The organism is Clostridium kluyveri, from assembly GCF_001902295.1.
GTDB classification, from domain to species: Bacteria; Bacillota; Clostridia; order Clostridiales; family Clostridiaceae; genus Clostridium_B; species Clostridium_B kluyveri_B.
Genome location: NZ_CP018335.1, coordinates 3,830,727 through 3,846,470 on the forward strand (window position 1 = coordinate 3,830,727; position 15,744 = coordinate 3,846,470).

Here is a 15,744-nt window from a genome sequence, read left to right on the forward strand (position 1 = left end):
CCTATAGTAAACTATCCTCTCTTAAGAATGTGGATGGTAGGATTATTAAATACAATTTTAGCTACTTCATATATATCTTCTTTTTTTATAGTTTCAATCTTTTCTATATCATTAATAAGTTTGTATATATCTTCTCCCTTTATGGATTGATGTAAAACATAATTTCCTATGTCCGTGGGATCTTCAAGAGTAAAAGCCACCGCCGTTTTCAATACTTTTTTCATTAAACTAACCATATCATCCTTAAAAATTATATCTCCATTTTTGACTTTATCAATACAATCTTCAATAACACCAACAGCAGTTTTTAGGTTTTCCTCTCCTACAGAAGTATACACATACAAAGTTTTTACACCCTCATCTAAATCCAAATCTGTATAAACATCATAAGCAAGTCCTCTTTCTTCTCTTAATTTTGTAAACAATATAGAATTATTACTGCCCCCAAATTTATGGTTTAGTATTCTAAGAGCCAACTCCTGCTTTTCACTTAGCCCGTTAAATGTAAAGAGATATAAAATGGTACTTTGCTCTATATCCTTTTTAGAAGAAATTTTTTTGCGAGGTGTATTATATTCAAATATTATATCATTATGTTTAACCTCTTTACTTTTCCATTTATTAAAATACTTATAGATTAACTGATAAACTTTTTCATGTTCATAAGGTGAAACTATTGATATATAACAGTTGTTAGGCACATAATATTTACTGTAAAATCCAACCAAATCTTCTCTTGTAAACTTGCTTATATCTTTCTCATTTCCAGCCACATTATATCTAAGTGCACTTTTTTTAAAAGCTATTTTATTTATTCTATCAAAGCTATAATCTTCTATATCATCTTTACTACTTCTTATCTCTGATAATATAACTTCCCTTTCCTTTTCAATTTCCTCTTGGGGGAATATAGAATTCATGAGCATATCAGAAATAATATCCACAGACTTTTCTAATTCTTCCCTTAGAGATGTGACACTATACACCGTGGAAGTATTATCTGTATAAGCATTATATTCTCCCCCTAGGGTTTCCAAATCTATATTCAATTTCTTATTGTTTCTAGACATAGTACCCTTGAAAAGCATATGTTCTATAAAATGAGATATACCTCTTTCATTGTTACTTTCATACATAGCTCCTATATTAACTGCTGCATGAAAAGCCGCTAGCTTAGTATCTTTTTTTATTGTAATGAGCTTTATTCCATTTGGTAAAACTCTTTGTCTAGCATCAAACATATTAATTCTCCTTTTAAGATATAAAGTTTTAGTACATTCTATTATAAATTATATCGTTACAGATAAAAAGTATTTAAAAATTAAATTAAAATTTGATAATATGTATATACTATGATATGATAAACTTTGCTTTGTAATATAAAAAAGAAAGAGGAATATTAATGAAAAATATTAGTTTTAACGATTTAAATTTACATCCTAAGGTTTTTGAAGCCATAGATAATATGGGTTTTGAAGAACCATCACAAATTCAAGCAGAATCTATTCCTGTAATATTGGAAGGAAATGATATTATAGGTCAAGCACAAACAGGTACTGGAAAAACTTTAGCTTTTGGAGCACCAATGTTAAGCAAAATAACTCCTAAAAACAAACATATTTCTGCCCTTATACTCACTCCCACAAGAGAACTAGCTATTCAAGTCAATGATGAATTATCTAGAATCGCTAAATTTATGAAAATATTATTAATCCCTATATACGGTGGTCAGCCTATAGAAAGACAAATAAAATCCTTAAAAAGAGGTATAAACATAGTAGTAGGTACTCCTGGAAGAATATTAGATCACCTTCACAGAAAAACCCTTGATTTAAGTAATATAGAATTTTTGACAATAGATGAAGCAGATGAAATGCTGGATATGGGCTTTATAGAAGATATAGAAGAAATAATAAAAGCCTCAAACCCAAACAGACAGACTCTACTTTTTTCCGCCACTATGCCAGATCAAGTTAAAAGATTAGCTTCCAAGTATATGAGTTCAAATACAAAATATATAACAATAGCTAAAAATACACTAACTGTAGAGAAAACAAAACAATATTACTATGAAATAAAACACAAGGACAGATTTGAATCTTTGTGCAGAATTTTAGACGTAGATGAACCCTCAAGTGCTATAATATTTTGTAAAACCAAACGTGGTGTGGATGAATTAGTCGAGGGTATGCAAGCCAGAGGATATAACGTAGAAGGTATGCACGGCGACATGGGACAAAATCAGAGACTAAATACTCTCAGAAAATTCAAAGAAGGTTCTTTGGACTTTTTAGTAGCTACAGATGTGGCTGCAAGAGGTATAGATGTAGAAAATGTTTCCCATGTTATAAACTACGATCTTCCACAAGATACGGAATCCTATGTACATAGAATAGGTAGAACAGGAAGAGCCAACAAAGAAGGTATTGCCTATTCTCTGGTAACTCCTAGAGAGTATATACTATTAAAGCAGATAGAAAAATTCACTAAAAGCAAGATAAAAAGAAAAGACATACCTACTGTAGATGAAATATTTGAAGCCAAATATAAAAACATAGAAGAAAAAATTAAAAAAGTTATATCAGAAAATAATTATAAAAACTTTATTCCTATAGCCACAGAACTAGATGAAGAGTATAACCTGGTAGACGTAGCTGCCTCTCTTATGAAAATAATTTTTGACAAGGAGTTAAGTTTTGATTATAAAGAAAATTCCATAGGTATAGAAGATAATAATGTAAGATTATTCTTCTCCATAGGAAGAATGGACAATATAACTCCGAGAAAATTGATAAAATTTATAAATGAAACTTCTTCAGTAGAAGCATATGAAATAGGTGATATAGATATATTAAATAAATTTACTTTTATAAATGTTCCTGAAAGGGTGTCATCTATTATATTAAAGAAATCCAATGGCAAAAAGCTTCAAAGCAAAAGAGTTTCTGTGGAACTTGCAAAAAGCAAGAAAAATTAATATATATGCATAATTCGCCTACTTTTAGGGACATAATAGTGCCTTTAAGTATATAAAGTAATTAACTAAGCCCTATGTACCAAAATTTAATTTTAAAGGTTTTAGGGCTTTTGTAATGCTTATTTGGATTCCTGGTAAATTTTATAATCAATGCTCTCAAAAATATTGTCTAATGCTTCTAACTGTGATAAATACTTTAAATCAATGACATTTTTAGTTATACTATCATAAAGTTTATTAAATCTATCCACATGATTATTTATTCTTTTAACGGCATATTCTACAGCAGTATTGTTTTTTATAATAAAAGGCCAATCTGAGGATTCTGCAATCATCAATTCACGGGCTGCCTGATTCAAAGCCCTCCTTTGTAAGTCTGTAGGATTTGTATAGGTATTAGAAAGTCTCACCATCTGTTCCCCGCATTTATGTATTTCTCTATATATCCACTGATTATGTGGATTTATCCATACGGAAAAGTCTCCATTTTCCCCCCAACTAGAGGGACAGGGACTTGAACATTGAACTATAGGATATTTCTTTAAATAATCCATAGGAGAAATCAATTTATAATTACAATTATTTTGCATGGTTTTTCTTATGAATTCATCTATAAAGTCAGGTCCTTCAAACCACCAATGTCCAAATAGTTCTGTATCATAAGGGCATACTATTATAGGATACTGATCCATATGTTCACTAAGTTTATCGATTTGTTCTACCCTGCATTTAAAAAAATGTTCTCCATGCTCTTTTATCTTTTCTAAAGCTCTTTTCCTATTGTAATATTCCTTGTTGTCTGTATTACCAGTTATTCTGTAGTATTTTATTCCAGTGTCAATTCTAATCTTATTCTCATTTATATAAGGTTCTATATACTCTAAAGGGAGTTCATATCCTATATCCCTATAAAATTCCCTATAATTAAAATCTCCGGGATAACCCATAAAGTCACTCCACACCTGATAAGATGATTCAACATCCCTTCCAAATACAGAAATTCCATTTGGAAGGGCAATAGGTGCATAAACGCCATATCTGGACTTAGGAGAGGCATTTGCAAGTGCTTTATTCTCTGCTATAAAGTATTTAATTCCAAATTCCTTAAGTACATAATCCAATGAATAGGTATAGGCGCATTCAGGAAGCCATATTCCATCTGGAACATGACCCATATGCTCCAAATAACATTGAACCCCCACGCCTATTTGTGCCTTAACCGATTCTGGATTTATGGCAAGCAAAGGTAAAAGTCCATGGGTAGCAGAGCTGGCTAACACTTCTAAATACCCCAGTCTGTCAAATTTTCTAAAGGCATTCATTATATTGTAATCATAGTTTTTATAAACACCTAATATTTTACAAAATCTTTCATTATAAAACTCGGCAAGTACAGCAAGTTCTTTATTATATTTTGTTCTCTTTATCTCCTTTTCAGAGAGTTCTATAGATTTTTTTAAATACTGTAAATATCTTTTATTTAAATATTCATCTTCTAACATAGTCATTAAAGTAGGTGTTATAGACATAGTTATCTTAAAATCCACATGATCTTTTATAAGCTTATCATATATACTTATGAGAGGTATATAACATTCACTGATACCTTCAAATAACCATCTTTCCTCTAGTGGATCTTTTAAATCCGGATGTCTTATAAAAGGCATATGACTGTGAAGTATAATTGAAATATATCCTTTAGTCATTTTAGCCCTCCTCTAGAAGAAGTTAAACTATATTTATTCTCTAACTCTTCCATATATTTATCTATAAATTTATTGTATCCACCTTCATCCTTGAATATTAATTCTGGATATTTAATTTTTTTTTTCCTCTTGTAAAGTTATTAGAAAACTCCTTCTCTAGATTGGATATATTACTTTGAGAAACATCCAGAAAATAAAGAGAATTATCTAAAGACTTGCTGTTCCTTGGAGTTGTTACTGTATTTGAAACTGCAAATTCAACAAATTTGTTACCTGATATAATCCTGCCCAGCTTTACAAAAAGATCCATATCGTCCTTTTCAATATCTATATACCAGCTATCTGCAAAGGGGTCTATAAAGATTGTCTCTATATTCTTAGCTATTCCATCTTCTACAGAATAAACCTTTATAACTGGTTTTGAGTTTATCCATAGTGCTTCTCCATATCTATCTTCGAATTCTTTTACCGTCATAGATGATACATTATAATAACAAAATATTCTATGGGAATTTTGAACCATGAGCACTAAAGAAGTTTTTTCATCACCTCTCAATGAATTCACTCCCTTCATTAATAATACTTACATTATACCTATAAATTCCAAATATGTCACTTATAAATTAAAATATATATCCTAAAACTTTGTAATTTTTTAAGATTCATATGAAAAAAGCATTTTACAAGCAAATTCCTGAATCTAAGAATCCTTTGCTTCACCTTCACATACATCAATCCATTGTCCATCTACTAGTTCTTTAATTTGTTGTGGATTTATCTTAAGAGCAAATTCCTTTGAGCCAGCTGCAGGATATACATATGGGAAATTCTCTACAGAAATATCTATGTAAACTTTTAAAGATTTCTTTAAGCCAAAGGGACATAGTCCCCCTACCGGGTGACCTGTATTCTCTAAAACTTCATCATGATTTAACATTTTAGCTTTAGTTTTAAAAATGTTTTTGAATTTTTTATTGCTAACTCTTAAATCTCCTCTCATAACTATAAGTATATCTTCATCCTTAAGCTTGAAGGCCAATGTCTTTGCTATATATTTTGGGTCTGTATGTATAGTCTCCGCTGCCTGCTGTACAGTAGCACCACTGTCTGGAAGCTTAAATACAGGATTCTCCAAATTTCTATTTAAAAAGTAGTTAACCACATTTTCTACACTCATCTTTAATTCCTCCAATTTTATTAAAATTTTTTATTATAAGCTTTAAAAATTAAGATTTTAAAAGCCCCCTGCAGATAAGCTACAAGAGGTTTTACATACTTCTTCATTTTTCTTATCTCTCAGGTAATACCTGCTGGAATTAGCACCTTAAATATTCAGGTTGCCGGACATCATGGGGCCAGTCCCTCCGTCTCTCAAAATAAGAATTTTACTATTTAATTTCATACATGATAACAAAACAACAAATATTTGTCAACATCAATGCTGCCAATTCACACAAAAAAGGAGCTCTATATAAACTCCCACAACTTATGTAGTAATAAAAATATTCCGCTATTAAATATATTCATTATAATAGTTTCTCTACCTCTACGTCATAGCTTCCATCGGGTGATATAACTGTTGCTTTATCTCCAACCTTTAATCTAAAAAGAGCTTTTCCCAAGGGGGATTCTATGCTTATCCTCATATTTTTAACATCTGATTCCACAGAACTTACCAATGTTACTTCTTCAATTTCGTCCACATCGTAAAATTTTACTAAAGCAGTTCTATTTATATCAAACACATCTGTTTCCAATGAACTCTCTATTATTACAGCATTTTTAAGTTGATATTCAAGTTCTTGTATCCTAGTCTCAGTCATAGATTGATCCTCTTTAGCTGCACTGTAATCAGCATTTTCACTAAGGTCTCCCTGCGCCCTAGCGGCTTTTAAGGCAGCTTTTATTTCTACTCTCTTCACTGTTTTCAAATACTCTAATTCTTCTTCCAGTTTTTTCTTACCAGCTTCTGTCAAAATTACATCTTGCATAAAACTCACCTACATTCCAAATTTTATAAGTTTCTATTCTATAAATCATGAAACTTCTATAAACTTAAAAACCTTCATACAGTTATTTACTTTACTATTTTATTATAAGATATATAAAAATAAATAACAAGTGAAAGGCAAATAAAGTAGGAATAGTTTAATTCCTACTTTACCTTTTGGACGCTTATAGTCGGTAGCCTATGTTACAGAATAGAATTAAAATTATACCTCTTTAGAATAATCTACTAATGTATTGGCAATAATTTAAAGTATTGTTTTAAAGATATACCTTATTACATCTTTAAATAAAAAGGAGGATTAAAAAATGTCAATGCCAGCTCACATAGGCATAATTCCAGATGGAAATAGAAGATGGGCACTAAAAAATGGTATGGCAAAGGAAAATGGTTATAATTTTGGTTTAAAACCTGGTATAGAGTTATTTAAATTATGTGAAAAATTAGGCATAAAAGAATTAACTTATTATGGGTTTACCACAGATAATACGAAACGTCCTGCCCCTCAAACCAAAGCATTTACTAGGGCCTGTATAGAAGCTGTAAAAATTTTGTCTAAAGAAAATGCTTCCCTTTTAGTAGTAGGCAATTCAGATTCTCCTATGTTCCCTAAATCACTTCTTCCTTATACAGTCAGAAAAAAGTTTGGAACAGGAGGAATAAAAATTAATTTTTTAGTGAATTATGGTTGGGAGTGGGATTTAAGTAGTGTAAAAGATCTTGGAACTACAAACAGAACTTCCATCATGTGTAATCTAAATTCCAGTGACATAACTAGAATAGATTTAATTATACGCTGGGGAGGACGAAGAAGACTCAGTGGATTTCTTCCTGTTCAATCAGTATACTCAGATTTTTATATAATAGAAGATTACTGGCCGGATTTTAAACCTGAACATTTAATGCAAGCTCTCAAATGGTATAGACATCAGGATATAACTTTAGGAGGATAGATACCTGAAAAGATCACCTTTTAAGAATATGGGAATATCAGCTGATTCTGGCGTTGGGACAAATTTTTCCACTTATATGTTATGATTTTTCGAAGATACTATATATGAGGTGATAAAAATCATGCCAAAGAATAAAGAAAGAATTGAGCAGCCAATTGTAGAAAATCACCAAACAGCCTCCTGGGCAAATATATATAAAACCAAGCCAACTTCAGAAGTACCCCTACCAAATAAAGTAGAAGTTGAAAATGCTAAAGAATGGGTAGACAGTAATGAAAAATAGATTAAAGGCCGTATTAAAGCGGCCTTTAATCTATTTTTACATCTCAGATAATTTTTTATATATTCCATATCTATCTGCAGCATTTTTTTCTGCAAGGCTGAACAGGCCTTCCGCCCTTTCTGGAAAAATATTTTTCAATGAAGAAAATCTTACTTCTCCATCTATATATTCTTTGAAAGAAGCTTTTGGCTCTTTGGAATCTAAAACAAAAGGATTTTTACCTTCTAATTTTAGCACAGGATTAAATCTATATAAATGCCAGTATCCACACTCCACTGCTTTTTTCTCTTCAGCCATGCTAGTTCCCATCCCTGTCTTTATACCATGATTTATACATGGTGAATAAGCTATTATAAGAGATGGTCCTTTATAATTTTCAGCTTCTACTATTGTCTTTAAGGTATGATTCATATTAGCACCCATGGAAATCTGAGCTACATATACATATCCATAACTCATTGCCATAAGTCCTAAATCTTTCTTCTTGGTCACTTTACCTGAAGCTGCAAATTTTGCTACGGCACCAGTTTGAGTTGCCTTAGAAGACTGACCTCCTGTATTTGAATAAACCTCAGTATCCATTACAAATAAGTTCACATCTTCTCCTGAAGCCAACACATGATCTACACCCCCAAACCCAATATCATAAGCCCATCCGTCTCCGCCCACTATCCAATGGGATTTTTTAGCCAGATAATCTTTCTTGTCAATTATTTCTTTTAATATAGGATCTTTTAAATAGTCATAATTTTCAATGACCTTTACTACTTTATCTGAAGCTATTTTGGATAAACCACCCTCTTCCATGGTACTTACCCATTCATTAAAGACCTCTTTTATATCATCATATTTACAATTTCTTAGGTAAGAAGCCATGAGAAACTTCAGTCTCTCTCTCATTTGTTTTACTGCCAAAAACATGCCATATCCATATTCTGCATTGTCTTCGAACAGCGAATTTCCCCAGGAAGGTCCTTTTCCATTTGAATTTTTAGTATAAGCTATGGAAGGTGTACTGGCTCCCCATATGGAAGAACAGCCTGTAGCATTTGCAATCATCATTCTTTCACCAAACAACTGTGTAAGTAGTCTTATATAAGGAGTTTCTCCGCACCCCGGGCAAGCTCCATTAAATTCTAGAAGAGGTTTTATAAATTGACTGCCCTTTAATGTATTTCTACTTATTAGATCTTCCTTTGGAGTTATTTTTAGTGCATAATCCCAATTTTGTGATTCAACGTCGACTTTCTCCTCTAAAGGCTTCATAACAAGTGCTTTTCCAGGTGCAGGACATATATCCGCACAATTTCCACATCCTGTACAATCCATAGGACTTACCTGTATTTTGAAATTCAATCCATCTAATCCGCTGCCTAGAGCTTTTTTGCTTTGGAATCCCTGTGGTGAATTTTTTACTTCTTCTTCATTTAAAAGAAAAGATCTTATGGTGGCATGAGGACAAACCATTGCACACTGATTACACTGGATGCACTTATCAATTTGCCATTCTGGTATCATTACAGCTATGCCTCTTTTTTCATAGGCCGTTGTTCCAAGAGGATATACTCCGTCTGCTCTATCTAAAAATGCACTTACAGGTAAATCGTCTCCTTCATTTCTCGCCATTGGTTTTTGAATGTCTTTGATAAAATCTGGAGCATCACAGGTTTCACCTTCATAATCCCTTGCATTTATCCAATCTACAGGTACAGTCACCTTTTTCAGAGCTTCTATGGCCTTATCCACGGCCATTTTATTCATTTCTACTATATTTTCACCCTTTCTTCCATAAGTTTTTTCTAAAGATTCTTTCAAATACTTGAGGGCTTCATCTATAGGTATTACCTTAGCTAATTTAAAAAATACTGACTGCATTACCATATTTATTCTTCCTCCGAGGCCGATTTCTCTTGCAATTTTAACGGCATCTATGGTATAGAATTCTATGTTGTTTTGAAAAATATATTTTTTCATATATGCCGGAAGTTTTTCTTCCAATTCTCTTTCCTCCCAAGGACAATTAAGCACGAAAGTACCATTCTTTTTCAATCCTCTTAATATATTATAATTATATATAAAAGATTTATTATGGCATGCTACATAGTCTGCACTGTGCACAAGATAAGGAGATTTTATAAATTTTTTGCCAAATCTCAAATGGGATACAGTAGTTCCTCCAGATTTTTTACTGTCATAAGAAAAGTAAGCCTGAACATAAAGATCCGTATTATCTCCTATTATTTTTATGGCAGATTTATTGGCTCCTACAGTACCATCTGAACCTAACCCCCAGAATTTACAGTTTATAGTTCCCTCAGGAGTGGTCTCTACCACTTTCTTCTCTTCCAGGGAAGTGTGGGTTACATCATCTGTTATTCCAATAGTAAATCTCTTTTTAGGTTCATTACTTATCATATTTTCAAATACGGCTAATATCTGAGAAGGGGTGGTATCTTTAGAGCCAAGTCCATACCTTCCGCCAAATATAAAAGGTCTGTTATCTCTTTCATAAAATACTTTGCATACATCTAAATATAAAGGTTCACCAATGGAGCCTGGTTCCTTTGTTCTATCCAGCACTGAAATAACTTTAACACTTGAAGGCAGTACCTTTAAAAAATGAACTGGTGAAAAAGGTCTGTAAAGATGTACTTTTATACATCCTACTTTCTTATCCTTTCCCATCAAATAATCTATAGTTTCTTCTATAGTATCACATACAGAACCCATGGCTACAATTATATGCTCAGCCTCCTTGTGTCCGTAATATTCAAAAGGCTTATAATTTTTCCCTGTTATTTTATTTATGTCCTCCATATATCTTTCTACAATTTCAGGTACTTTATCGTAAAACTTGTTTGAGACCTCTCTGCTTTGAAAATATATATCTGGATTTTGAGCTGTGCCTCTTACTGTAGGATGTTCTGGATTTAAGGACCTATCCCTGAATTCCTGTATAGCACCATAATCTACCAGAGGTTTGATATCTTCATAATCTATAACTTCTATTTTTTGATACTCATGAGAAGTTCTAAATCCATCAAAAAAATGCAAAAATGGCACTTTGGATTTTATAGCACTTAAATGAGCCACAAAAGCTAAATCCATGGCCTCCTGAACGTTAGAAGATGCCAGGAGTGCAAATCCAGTCTGTCTGCAGGCCATGACATCCTGGTGATCTCCAAAGATTGAAAGTGCATGAGCTGCAACTGCACGGGCACTTACATGAAATACTGCAGGCAGATGCTCTCCTGCCATTTTATACATATTGGGAATCATGAGCAGAAGTCCTTGTGAAGCTGTATATGTAGTAGTTAATGCACCTGCTATTAAAGAGCCATGTACTGCTCCCGCAGCTCCTGCCTCTGATTGCATTTCAGCTACTTTGACAGTCTGACCAAAAATATTCTTTTTCCCATGAGCCGCCCATTCATCTACCCCTTCAGCCATAGGCGTAGATGGTGTAATTGGATATATGGCAGCCACATCTGTAAAGGCATAAGAAGCATAAGCTGCTGCTTCATTTCCATCCATAGTCTTGGTAATTTTATGCATAATTTATTACCCTCCTTTAGTATATATTCTTTTATCTATTATTTGAAATATACAAATTCTCATGCATATAAACTATAAAAACATTTTATTTTCAAATAACTTAATCAAAACCAACTATTTCACATATACTATATACGTAGCTAATTTTTCGTATTGTGAGGCAGTATTTAAATTAATTTTAATTATCAATTGATAAAACATATCGCAGTGCTTATCTATTGACTTATTGGTATTTTTGCTCTATTATAATAGGTATCTATATTTATCATTTGATAATTGTTGAACTTAAAAGGAGATGTTTTAAGTGAAAGAAAAGGTAAAAGTAGCTAAGCTTTCTATTTTATCCAATACCGGGTTGATTGGCATTAAACTGGCGGCAGGATTGTCCACCGGCTCAGTTAGCATTATATCAGAAGCCATACACTCTACTATGGATTTAGCTGCATCTATAATAGCATTTTTTTCTGTAAAAATATCATCTAAACCTGCAGATAGGCAGCATCCTTACGGACACGGTAAATTTGAGAATGTATCTGGTGTATTAGAGGCAGTATTAATCTTTATAGCATCTTTATGGATAATAATAGAGTCTGCCAAAAAATTAATAAATGGTCAGGAAGTTACTTCATCAAATATAGGTTTTATAGTTATGTTCTTATCTGCAGGCGTAAACTATTTGGTATCTAAAAAACTATATGACACATCAAAAAAAGTAGATTCCATAGCCCTAGAGGCAGATGCTCTTCACCTTAAGACTGATGTATATACTTCTTTAGGAGTAGGCGCTGGTTTATTTCTCATATGGATTACAGATCTTCATTTTTTAGATCCTGTAATAGCCATATTTGTAGCTTTATTCATTTTAAAAGAGGCTTTCACTTTGTTGAAGGTTGCATTTGCCCCCCTGGTGGATGTAAAATTATGTGATGGGGAAATTGAACTCATAACCTCAATTTTAAATAGATACAACTTTAGATACTGTGACTTTCATAAGTTAAGGACTAGAAAATCAGGAGATAAGCGATATGTAGATCTTCATCTGGTATTTCCACAAAATATGTCTGTAAAGAATGCCCATGACATTTGTGATAAAATAGAAACAGAAATAGAATATTCTCTTAAAAATACAGAATGTATGATTCACTTAGAATCTTGTGATAACAATTGCGGGAACTGTCCCTTTTATACTGAATATACCTCAGCCAATGCTTCAAGAGATGAGCATTGATGCACCCTTATCAAGTGATTCTTAGGTTCAGGTGGAGTTTGCTTATGAGAACTGCTTTTCTCCAGCTGAACTTTAGAAGAACTTATCCAGGCGCGCAGCAGTGCTTATCCCCTTTGATAGAAGATGGGGGTGTTAGCAGTGGTAGCGATCGGATAAAAATATAAAACAGATAGGAATTAATATCCTATCTGCTTTTAATGTCTTGTTTAGTTTTTATCTTCACTTAATGCTTTAATTAATCTATCAAGGTCTATTCCATGCACCAAGGAAGCTTCTCTTAATGTCTCAGATTGTGCAGAAGGGCATCCTACGCACCCCATTCCAAAATTCATAAGTTTCTGAGCATTTGCAGGATTCATTCTTATTACTTCTCCCACAGTAGTATCCTTATTAATTTTATCCATAATATTAACCTCTCTTTAACAGTTTTTTACTAAGTATATAGTTGTCTTTTTAATTATAATTATTATCTATTTTAATACTAAAATCACATCATATCAAGATTAAAATGATTTTTCTAATGAAAAAGATTATTATTTGCCATTCATCAATGAAAAACTGGAATTATCAACATGAAAATTGCTCTTTAATCCTTCTGTAACATATACTTCTTTATTTTTAGTTACGAATATGGCATCTAATCCCTTTATTGTTTTCACATACTCCATTCCTTTATCCACCCCTAAATAAAATATGTTTTTGGTCATGGCATCTGCGTCTATGGAAACATCAGTAACTAAAGTAACACTAGCCAGATTATTATCCATAGGATACCCTGTAAATGGATTTAATATGTGATGATATTTTTTGCCATTTTTTTCTAAATACCTTTCATATATACCTGAAGTAACTATAGTTTTATTAGTAACTTCTATAGTTCCCATTTCTTCCCCAGTATCTTCAAAAGGATTCTGTATTCCTATCTTCCATGGCTTACCGTTCACGTTATTATTTAGGACAATTACATTTCCCCCTAAATTTATAATAGCATGTTTAACTCCTCCTTCTCTTAATATTCTGGCAGCTTCATCTGCTGAATATCCTTTAGCTATTCCCCCTAGATCCAAAGACATCCCTGGTCTAGCCAGCATTACTTTATTGTTCTTTTCATCTAATATAAGATCCTTATAGTTTACTAATGCTTTCTTTTCATTAATTTCCTGCTGGGAGGGAACTTTGGCATGATCTGTACCTATTCCCCAAAGTTTTACTAGAGGCCCAATAGTTATGTCAAAAGCTCCTGACGATTTCTCCGAATAATACTTCCCCTTTTCTAGAACATAGAAAGTATCCTCTGATACTTTAACAAAATTTTTACCTGCTGCATCTGCTACTGCATCTAATTCCGTACCAGATTTATTCACACTCATCTTATTCTCAATTTCTTTAATTCTATTAAAAGCTTTATCTATAACTGTATCTTTTTTATCATCATAAACAGTTATAGTACATATAGTACCCAACATGTATTCAGTTTTTGAGATAGGCTCCAAAGAAGAATAATTATTTACACATGAGCATAAAAAAATTACGCAGACCATTATAATTGCAGTAAGAACCATATATTTATTTTTCTTATAGGTCATTTTTATTTATCTCCCTTTAATTATCATTTAATAAATTCATAATCTACTTTGTAATTATAGCACATAACATAGCCATAGTAAGTATTTCTATTATTTCATTATTTGCTCCCAGTAGGTCCCCAGTGAGTCCTCCTACTTTTCTATTACAGAATATATTAAACAAAAATGACATAAATAGCCCGGCAAATATTAATATAACCACATATATAAAATTCATATTCATTAAAAAACATAAAGTAATTACCGTTATAAAAGCAGCCCAAAAAAGTTGCCACTTACCTATATTCTCTATAAATAGATTTCCCAAACCAGTGCTTTTAGCTGGTTTTCCTATAAAAGCTATAAAAACTATTGAAAATCTAGATATAACAGGTGCAATTATTATTATTAAAGAAAAGGAAGGTACTATAGAACAAAAAAAACTATATTTTAAAAGTACATCTATTATAATAGCCAAACAAGCATATGTTCCTATTCTACTATCTTTCATAATTTCTATTATTTTACCCTTTTCCTTAAAAGAAAAAAAACCATCACACATATCTCCCAGGCCATCTATATGCAATGCACCTGTGAGTAATATACCCGCTAAAATTACAATAACAATAGAAACATTCAGTGAAAATATAATTATACATAATTTATATATAATCCACTGTATTCCCCCAACTATCACTCCTACAAGGGGCATAAAGCTAGCTCCCCTCCTGAAATTTTCTCTGCGGCAAAGTAAATTTCTATTAATTGGAATCCTGGTCAATAGTTGAAGCATTAAAAAGAAATCATCTAAAAGTTCTTTCATAATAATTTACCTTTCCATAATTAATCAAATACTGATATTATTTATTATATTATAACAATGTAGTATATACAAATTTACATATACTTAAAATATCTATGACAAATTATATGATAATTTTACAATTTTGAAAATCATTACTTATAGATTATTTTTGACAAACAATAATTTTTATTATATAATTATAATTAATATCAGAATGAAGGTGGTGCATATGAATAACTTAACTTCTATATTTAAAGAAAAAAAATTGAAACTTACTCCTCAGAGAATTGCAGTATATAAGTACCTACAATCTACCAAGGAACATCCTTCTGCTGAAACTATATATAAGACCCTTCAAGTAAATTATCCTACTATGAGCCTGGCAACTATATATAAAGCGTTAAAAACATTAGTTGAAGTAAATTTAATCCAGGAAATCAATGTAGGCGAAGGGAACTTCAGATATGATGGAAACACTTCCCCTCACTCGCATATACAGTGCTTACACTGCGGAAAAGTCGATGATGTAGAAGGAGTTTGCTTTACAAGCTTAAATGACAAAATTAAGGACTGTGTTGATTATGAGGTAATAAGCAACCAAGTTTATTTTTATGGAATATGTAAAGATTGCCTCAAAAATAAAACCCATTAATAAGTTGGTTGA

14 protein-coding genes and 1 riboswitch are annotated in these 15,744 nt (G+C 32.0%); of the genes, 5 read left to right on the top strand and 9 right to left on the bottom strand.

The features are described from left to right. Positions 1-11: 11 nt before the first annotated feature. Positions 12-1,241 (bottom strand): M16 family metallopeptidase, encoded by a 1,230-nt coding sequence (locus tag BS101_RS18690; RefSeq protein WP_073540175.1) that lies wholly within the window; start codon positions 1,239-1,241, stop codon positions 12-14. Between the two features lie 161 nt (positions 1,242-1,402). Here BS101_RS18690 and BS101_RS18695 point away from each other — a divergent pair, with 161 nt between their 5' ends. Then, entirely contained in the window at positions 1,403-2,977 is a 1,575-nt protein-coding gene (locus tag BS101_RS18695) for a DEAD/DEAH box helicase (RefSeq protein ID WP_073540176.1), read from the top strand. 119 nt (positions 2,978-3,096) lie between these two features. Here BS101_RS18695 and BS101_RS18700 read toward each other — a convergent pair whose 3' ends face one another. The 4 genes from BS101_RS18700 to greA all read right to left on the bottom strand — a co-directional run bounded on the left by BS101_RS18700 (position 3,097) and on the right by greA (position 6,674). Beyond that, a complete protein-coding gene (locus BS101_RS18700; RefSeq protein WP_073540177.1) occupies positions 3,097-4,683 on the bottom strand; it encodes a glycoside hydrolase family 57 protein in 1,587 nt (528 codons plus the stop codon). Between the two features lie 97 nt (positions 4,684-4,780). After that, positions 4,781-5,248: a DUF4912 domain-containing protein gene (locus BS101_RS18705; protein WP_242951337.1), complete on the bottom strand. Its 468-nt coding sequence runs from the start codon at positions 5,246-5,248 to the stop codon at positions 4,781-4,783. Positions 5,249-5,383: 135 nt separating this feature from the next. Next, entirely contained in the window at positions 5,384-5,860 is a 477-nt protein-coding gene (locus tag BS101_RS18710) for a YbaK/EbsC family protein (RefSeq protein ID WP_073540179.1), read from the bottom strand. Between the two features lie 109 nt (positions 5,861-5,969). After that, positions 5,970-6,066, bottom strand: a riboswitch (SAM riboswitch). A gap of 143 nt (positions 6,067-6,209) precedes the next feature. Then, positions 6,210-6,674, bottom strand: a complete 465-nt coding sequence (greA, locus tag BS101_RS18715) for a transcription elongation factor GreA (protein WP_073540180.1) — start codon at positions 6,672-6,674, stop codon at positions 6,210-6,212. A gap of 325 nt (positions 6,675-6,999) precedes the next feature. Here greA and BS101_RS18720 point away from each other — a divergent pair, with 325 nt between their 5' ends. Then, entirely contained in the window at positions 7,000-7,644 is a 645-nt protein-coding gene (locus BS101_RS18720) for an undecaprenyl diphosphate synthase family protein (protein WP_073540181.1), read from the top strand. Between the two features lie 121 nt (positions 7,645-7,765). After that, positions 7,766-7,927: a CDIF630_02480 family spore surface protein gene (locus tag BS101_RS18725; protein ID WP_073540182.1), complete on the top strand. Its 162-nt coding sequence runs from the start codon at positions 7,766-7,768 to the stop codon at positions 7,925-7,927. Positions 7,928-7,963: 36 nt separating this feature from the next. Here BS101_RS18725 and nifJ read toward each other — a convergent pair whose 3' ends face one another. Next, positions 7,964-11,482: a pyruvate:ferredoxin (flavodoxin) oxidoreductase gene (gene nifJ, locus BS101_RS18730; protein WP_073540183.1), complete on the bottom strand. Its 3,519-nt coding sequence runs from the start codon at positions 11,480-11,482 to the stop codon at positions 7,964-7,966. Positions 11,483-11,786: 304 nt separating this feature from the next. Between nifJ and BS101_RS18735 the strand changes: the two genes are divergently transcribed. Beyond that, on the top strand, positions 11,787-12,710 hold the full coding sequence (locus BS101_RS18735) for a cation diffusion facilitator family transporter (protein ID WP_073540184.1): 924 nt from the start codon (positions 11,787-11,789) through the stop codon (positions 12,708-12,710). A 206-nt stretch (positions 12,711-12,916) separates the two neighbouring features. Here the strand turns inward: BS101_RS18735 and BS101_RS18740 are convergent, their stop codons facing one another. From BS101_RS18740 to cobS, 3 genes are all read right to left on the bottom strand, one after another. Beyond that, positions 12,917-13,114, bottom strand: a complete 198-nt coding sequence (locus BS101_RS18740) for a DUF1858 domain-containing protein (protein WP_012103672.1) — start codon at positions 13,112-13,114, stop codon at positions 12,917-12,919. 129 nt (positions 13,115-13,243) lie between these two features. Further along, positions 13,244-14,296, bottom strand: a complete 1,053-nt coding sequence (locus BS101_RS18745; protein ID WP_073540185.1) for an FAD:protein FMN transferase — start codon at positions 14,294-14,296, stop codon at positions 13,244-13,246. A gap of 43 nt (positions 14,297-14,339) precedes the next feature. After that, positions 14,340-15,098, bottom strand: a complete 759-nt coding sequence (gene cobS, locus BS101_RS18750; protein WP_073540186.1) for an adenosylcobinamide-GDP ribazoletransferase — start codon at positions 15,096-15,098, stop codon at positions 14,340-14,342. A gap of 211 nt (positions 15,099-15,309) precedes the next feature. On the opposite strand from cobS, the gene BS101_RS18755 reads away from it, so the two are divergent. Then, entirely contained in the window at positions 15,310-15,732 is a 423-nt protein-coding gene (locus BS101_RS18755; RefSeq protein ID WP_073540187.1) for a Fur family transcriptional regulator, read from the top strand. The last annotated feature ends 12 nt before the right edge of the window (positions 15,733-15,744 follow it).

Coding starts and splice junctions, on each gene's coding strand:
- BS101_RS18690 (WP_073540175.1), bottom strand. CDS start 1,241: ATGTTTGATGCTAGACAAAGAGTTTTACCAAATGGAATAAAGCTCATT.
- BS101_RS18695 (WP_073540176.1), top strand. CDS start 1,403: ATGAAAAATATTAGTTTTAACGATTTAAATTTACATCCTAAGGTTTTT.
- BS101_RS18700 (WP_073540177.1), bottom strand. CDS start 4,683: ATGACTAAAGGATATATTTCAATTATACTTCACAGTCATATGCCTTTT.
- BS101_RS18710 (WP_073540179.1), bottom strand. CDS start 5,860: ATGAGTGTAGAAAATGTGGTTAACTACTTTTTAAATAGAAATTTGGAG.
- greA (WP_073540180.1), bottom strand. CDS start 6,674: ATGCAAGATGTAATTTTGACAGAAGCTGGTAAGAAAAAACTGGAAGAA.
- BS101_RS18720 (WP_073540181.1), top strand. CDS start 7,000: ATGTCAATGCCAGCTCACATAGGCATAATTCCAGATGGAAATAGAAGA.
- BS101_RS18725 (WP_073540182.1), top strand. CDS start 7,766: ATGCCAAAGAATAAAGAAAGAATTGAGCAGCCAATTGTAGAAAATCAC.
- nifJ (WP_073540183.1), bottom strand. CDS start 11,482: ATGCATAAAATTACCAAGACTATGGATGGAAATGAAGCAGCAGCTTAT.
- BS101_RS18740 (WP_012103672.1), bottom strand. CDS start 13,114: ATGGATAAAATTAATAAGGATACTACTGTGGGAGAAGTAATAAGAATG.
- BS101_RS18745 (WP_073540185.1), bottom strand. CDS start 14,296: ATGACCTATAAGAAAAATAAATATATGGTTCTTACTGCAATTATAATG.
- cobS (WP_073540186.1), bottom strand. CDS start 15,098: ATGAAAGAACTTTTAGATGATTTCTTTTTAATGCTTCAACTATTGACC.
- BS101_RS18755 (WP_073540187.1), top strand. CDS start 15,310: ATGAATAACTTAACTTCTATATTTAAAGAAAAAAAATTGAAACTTACT.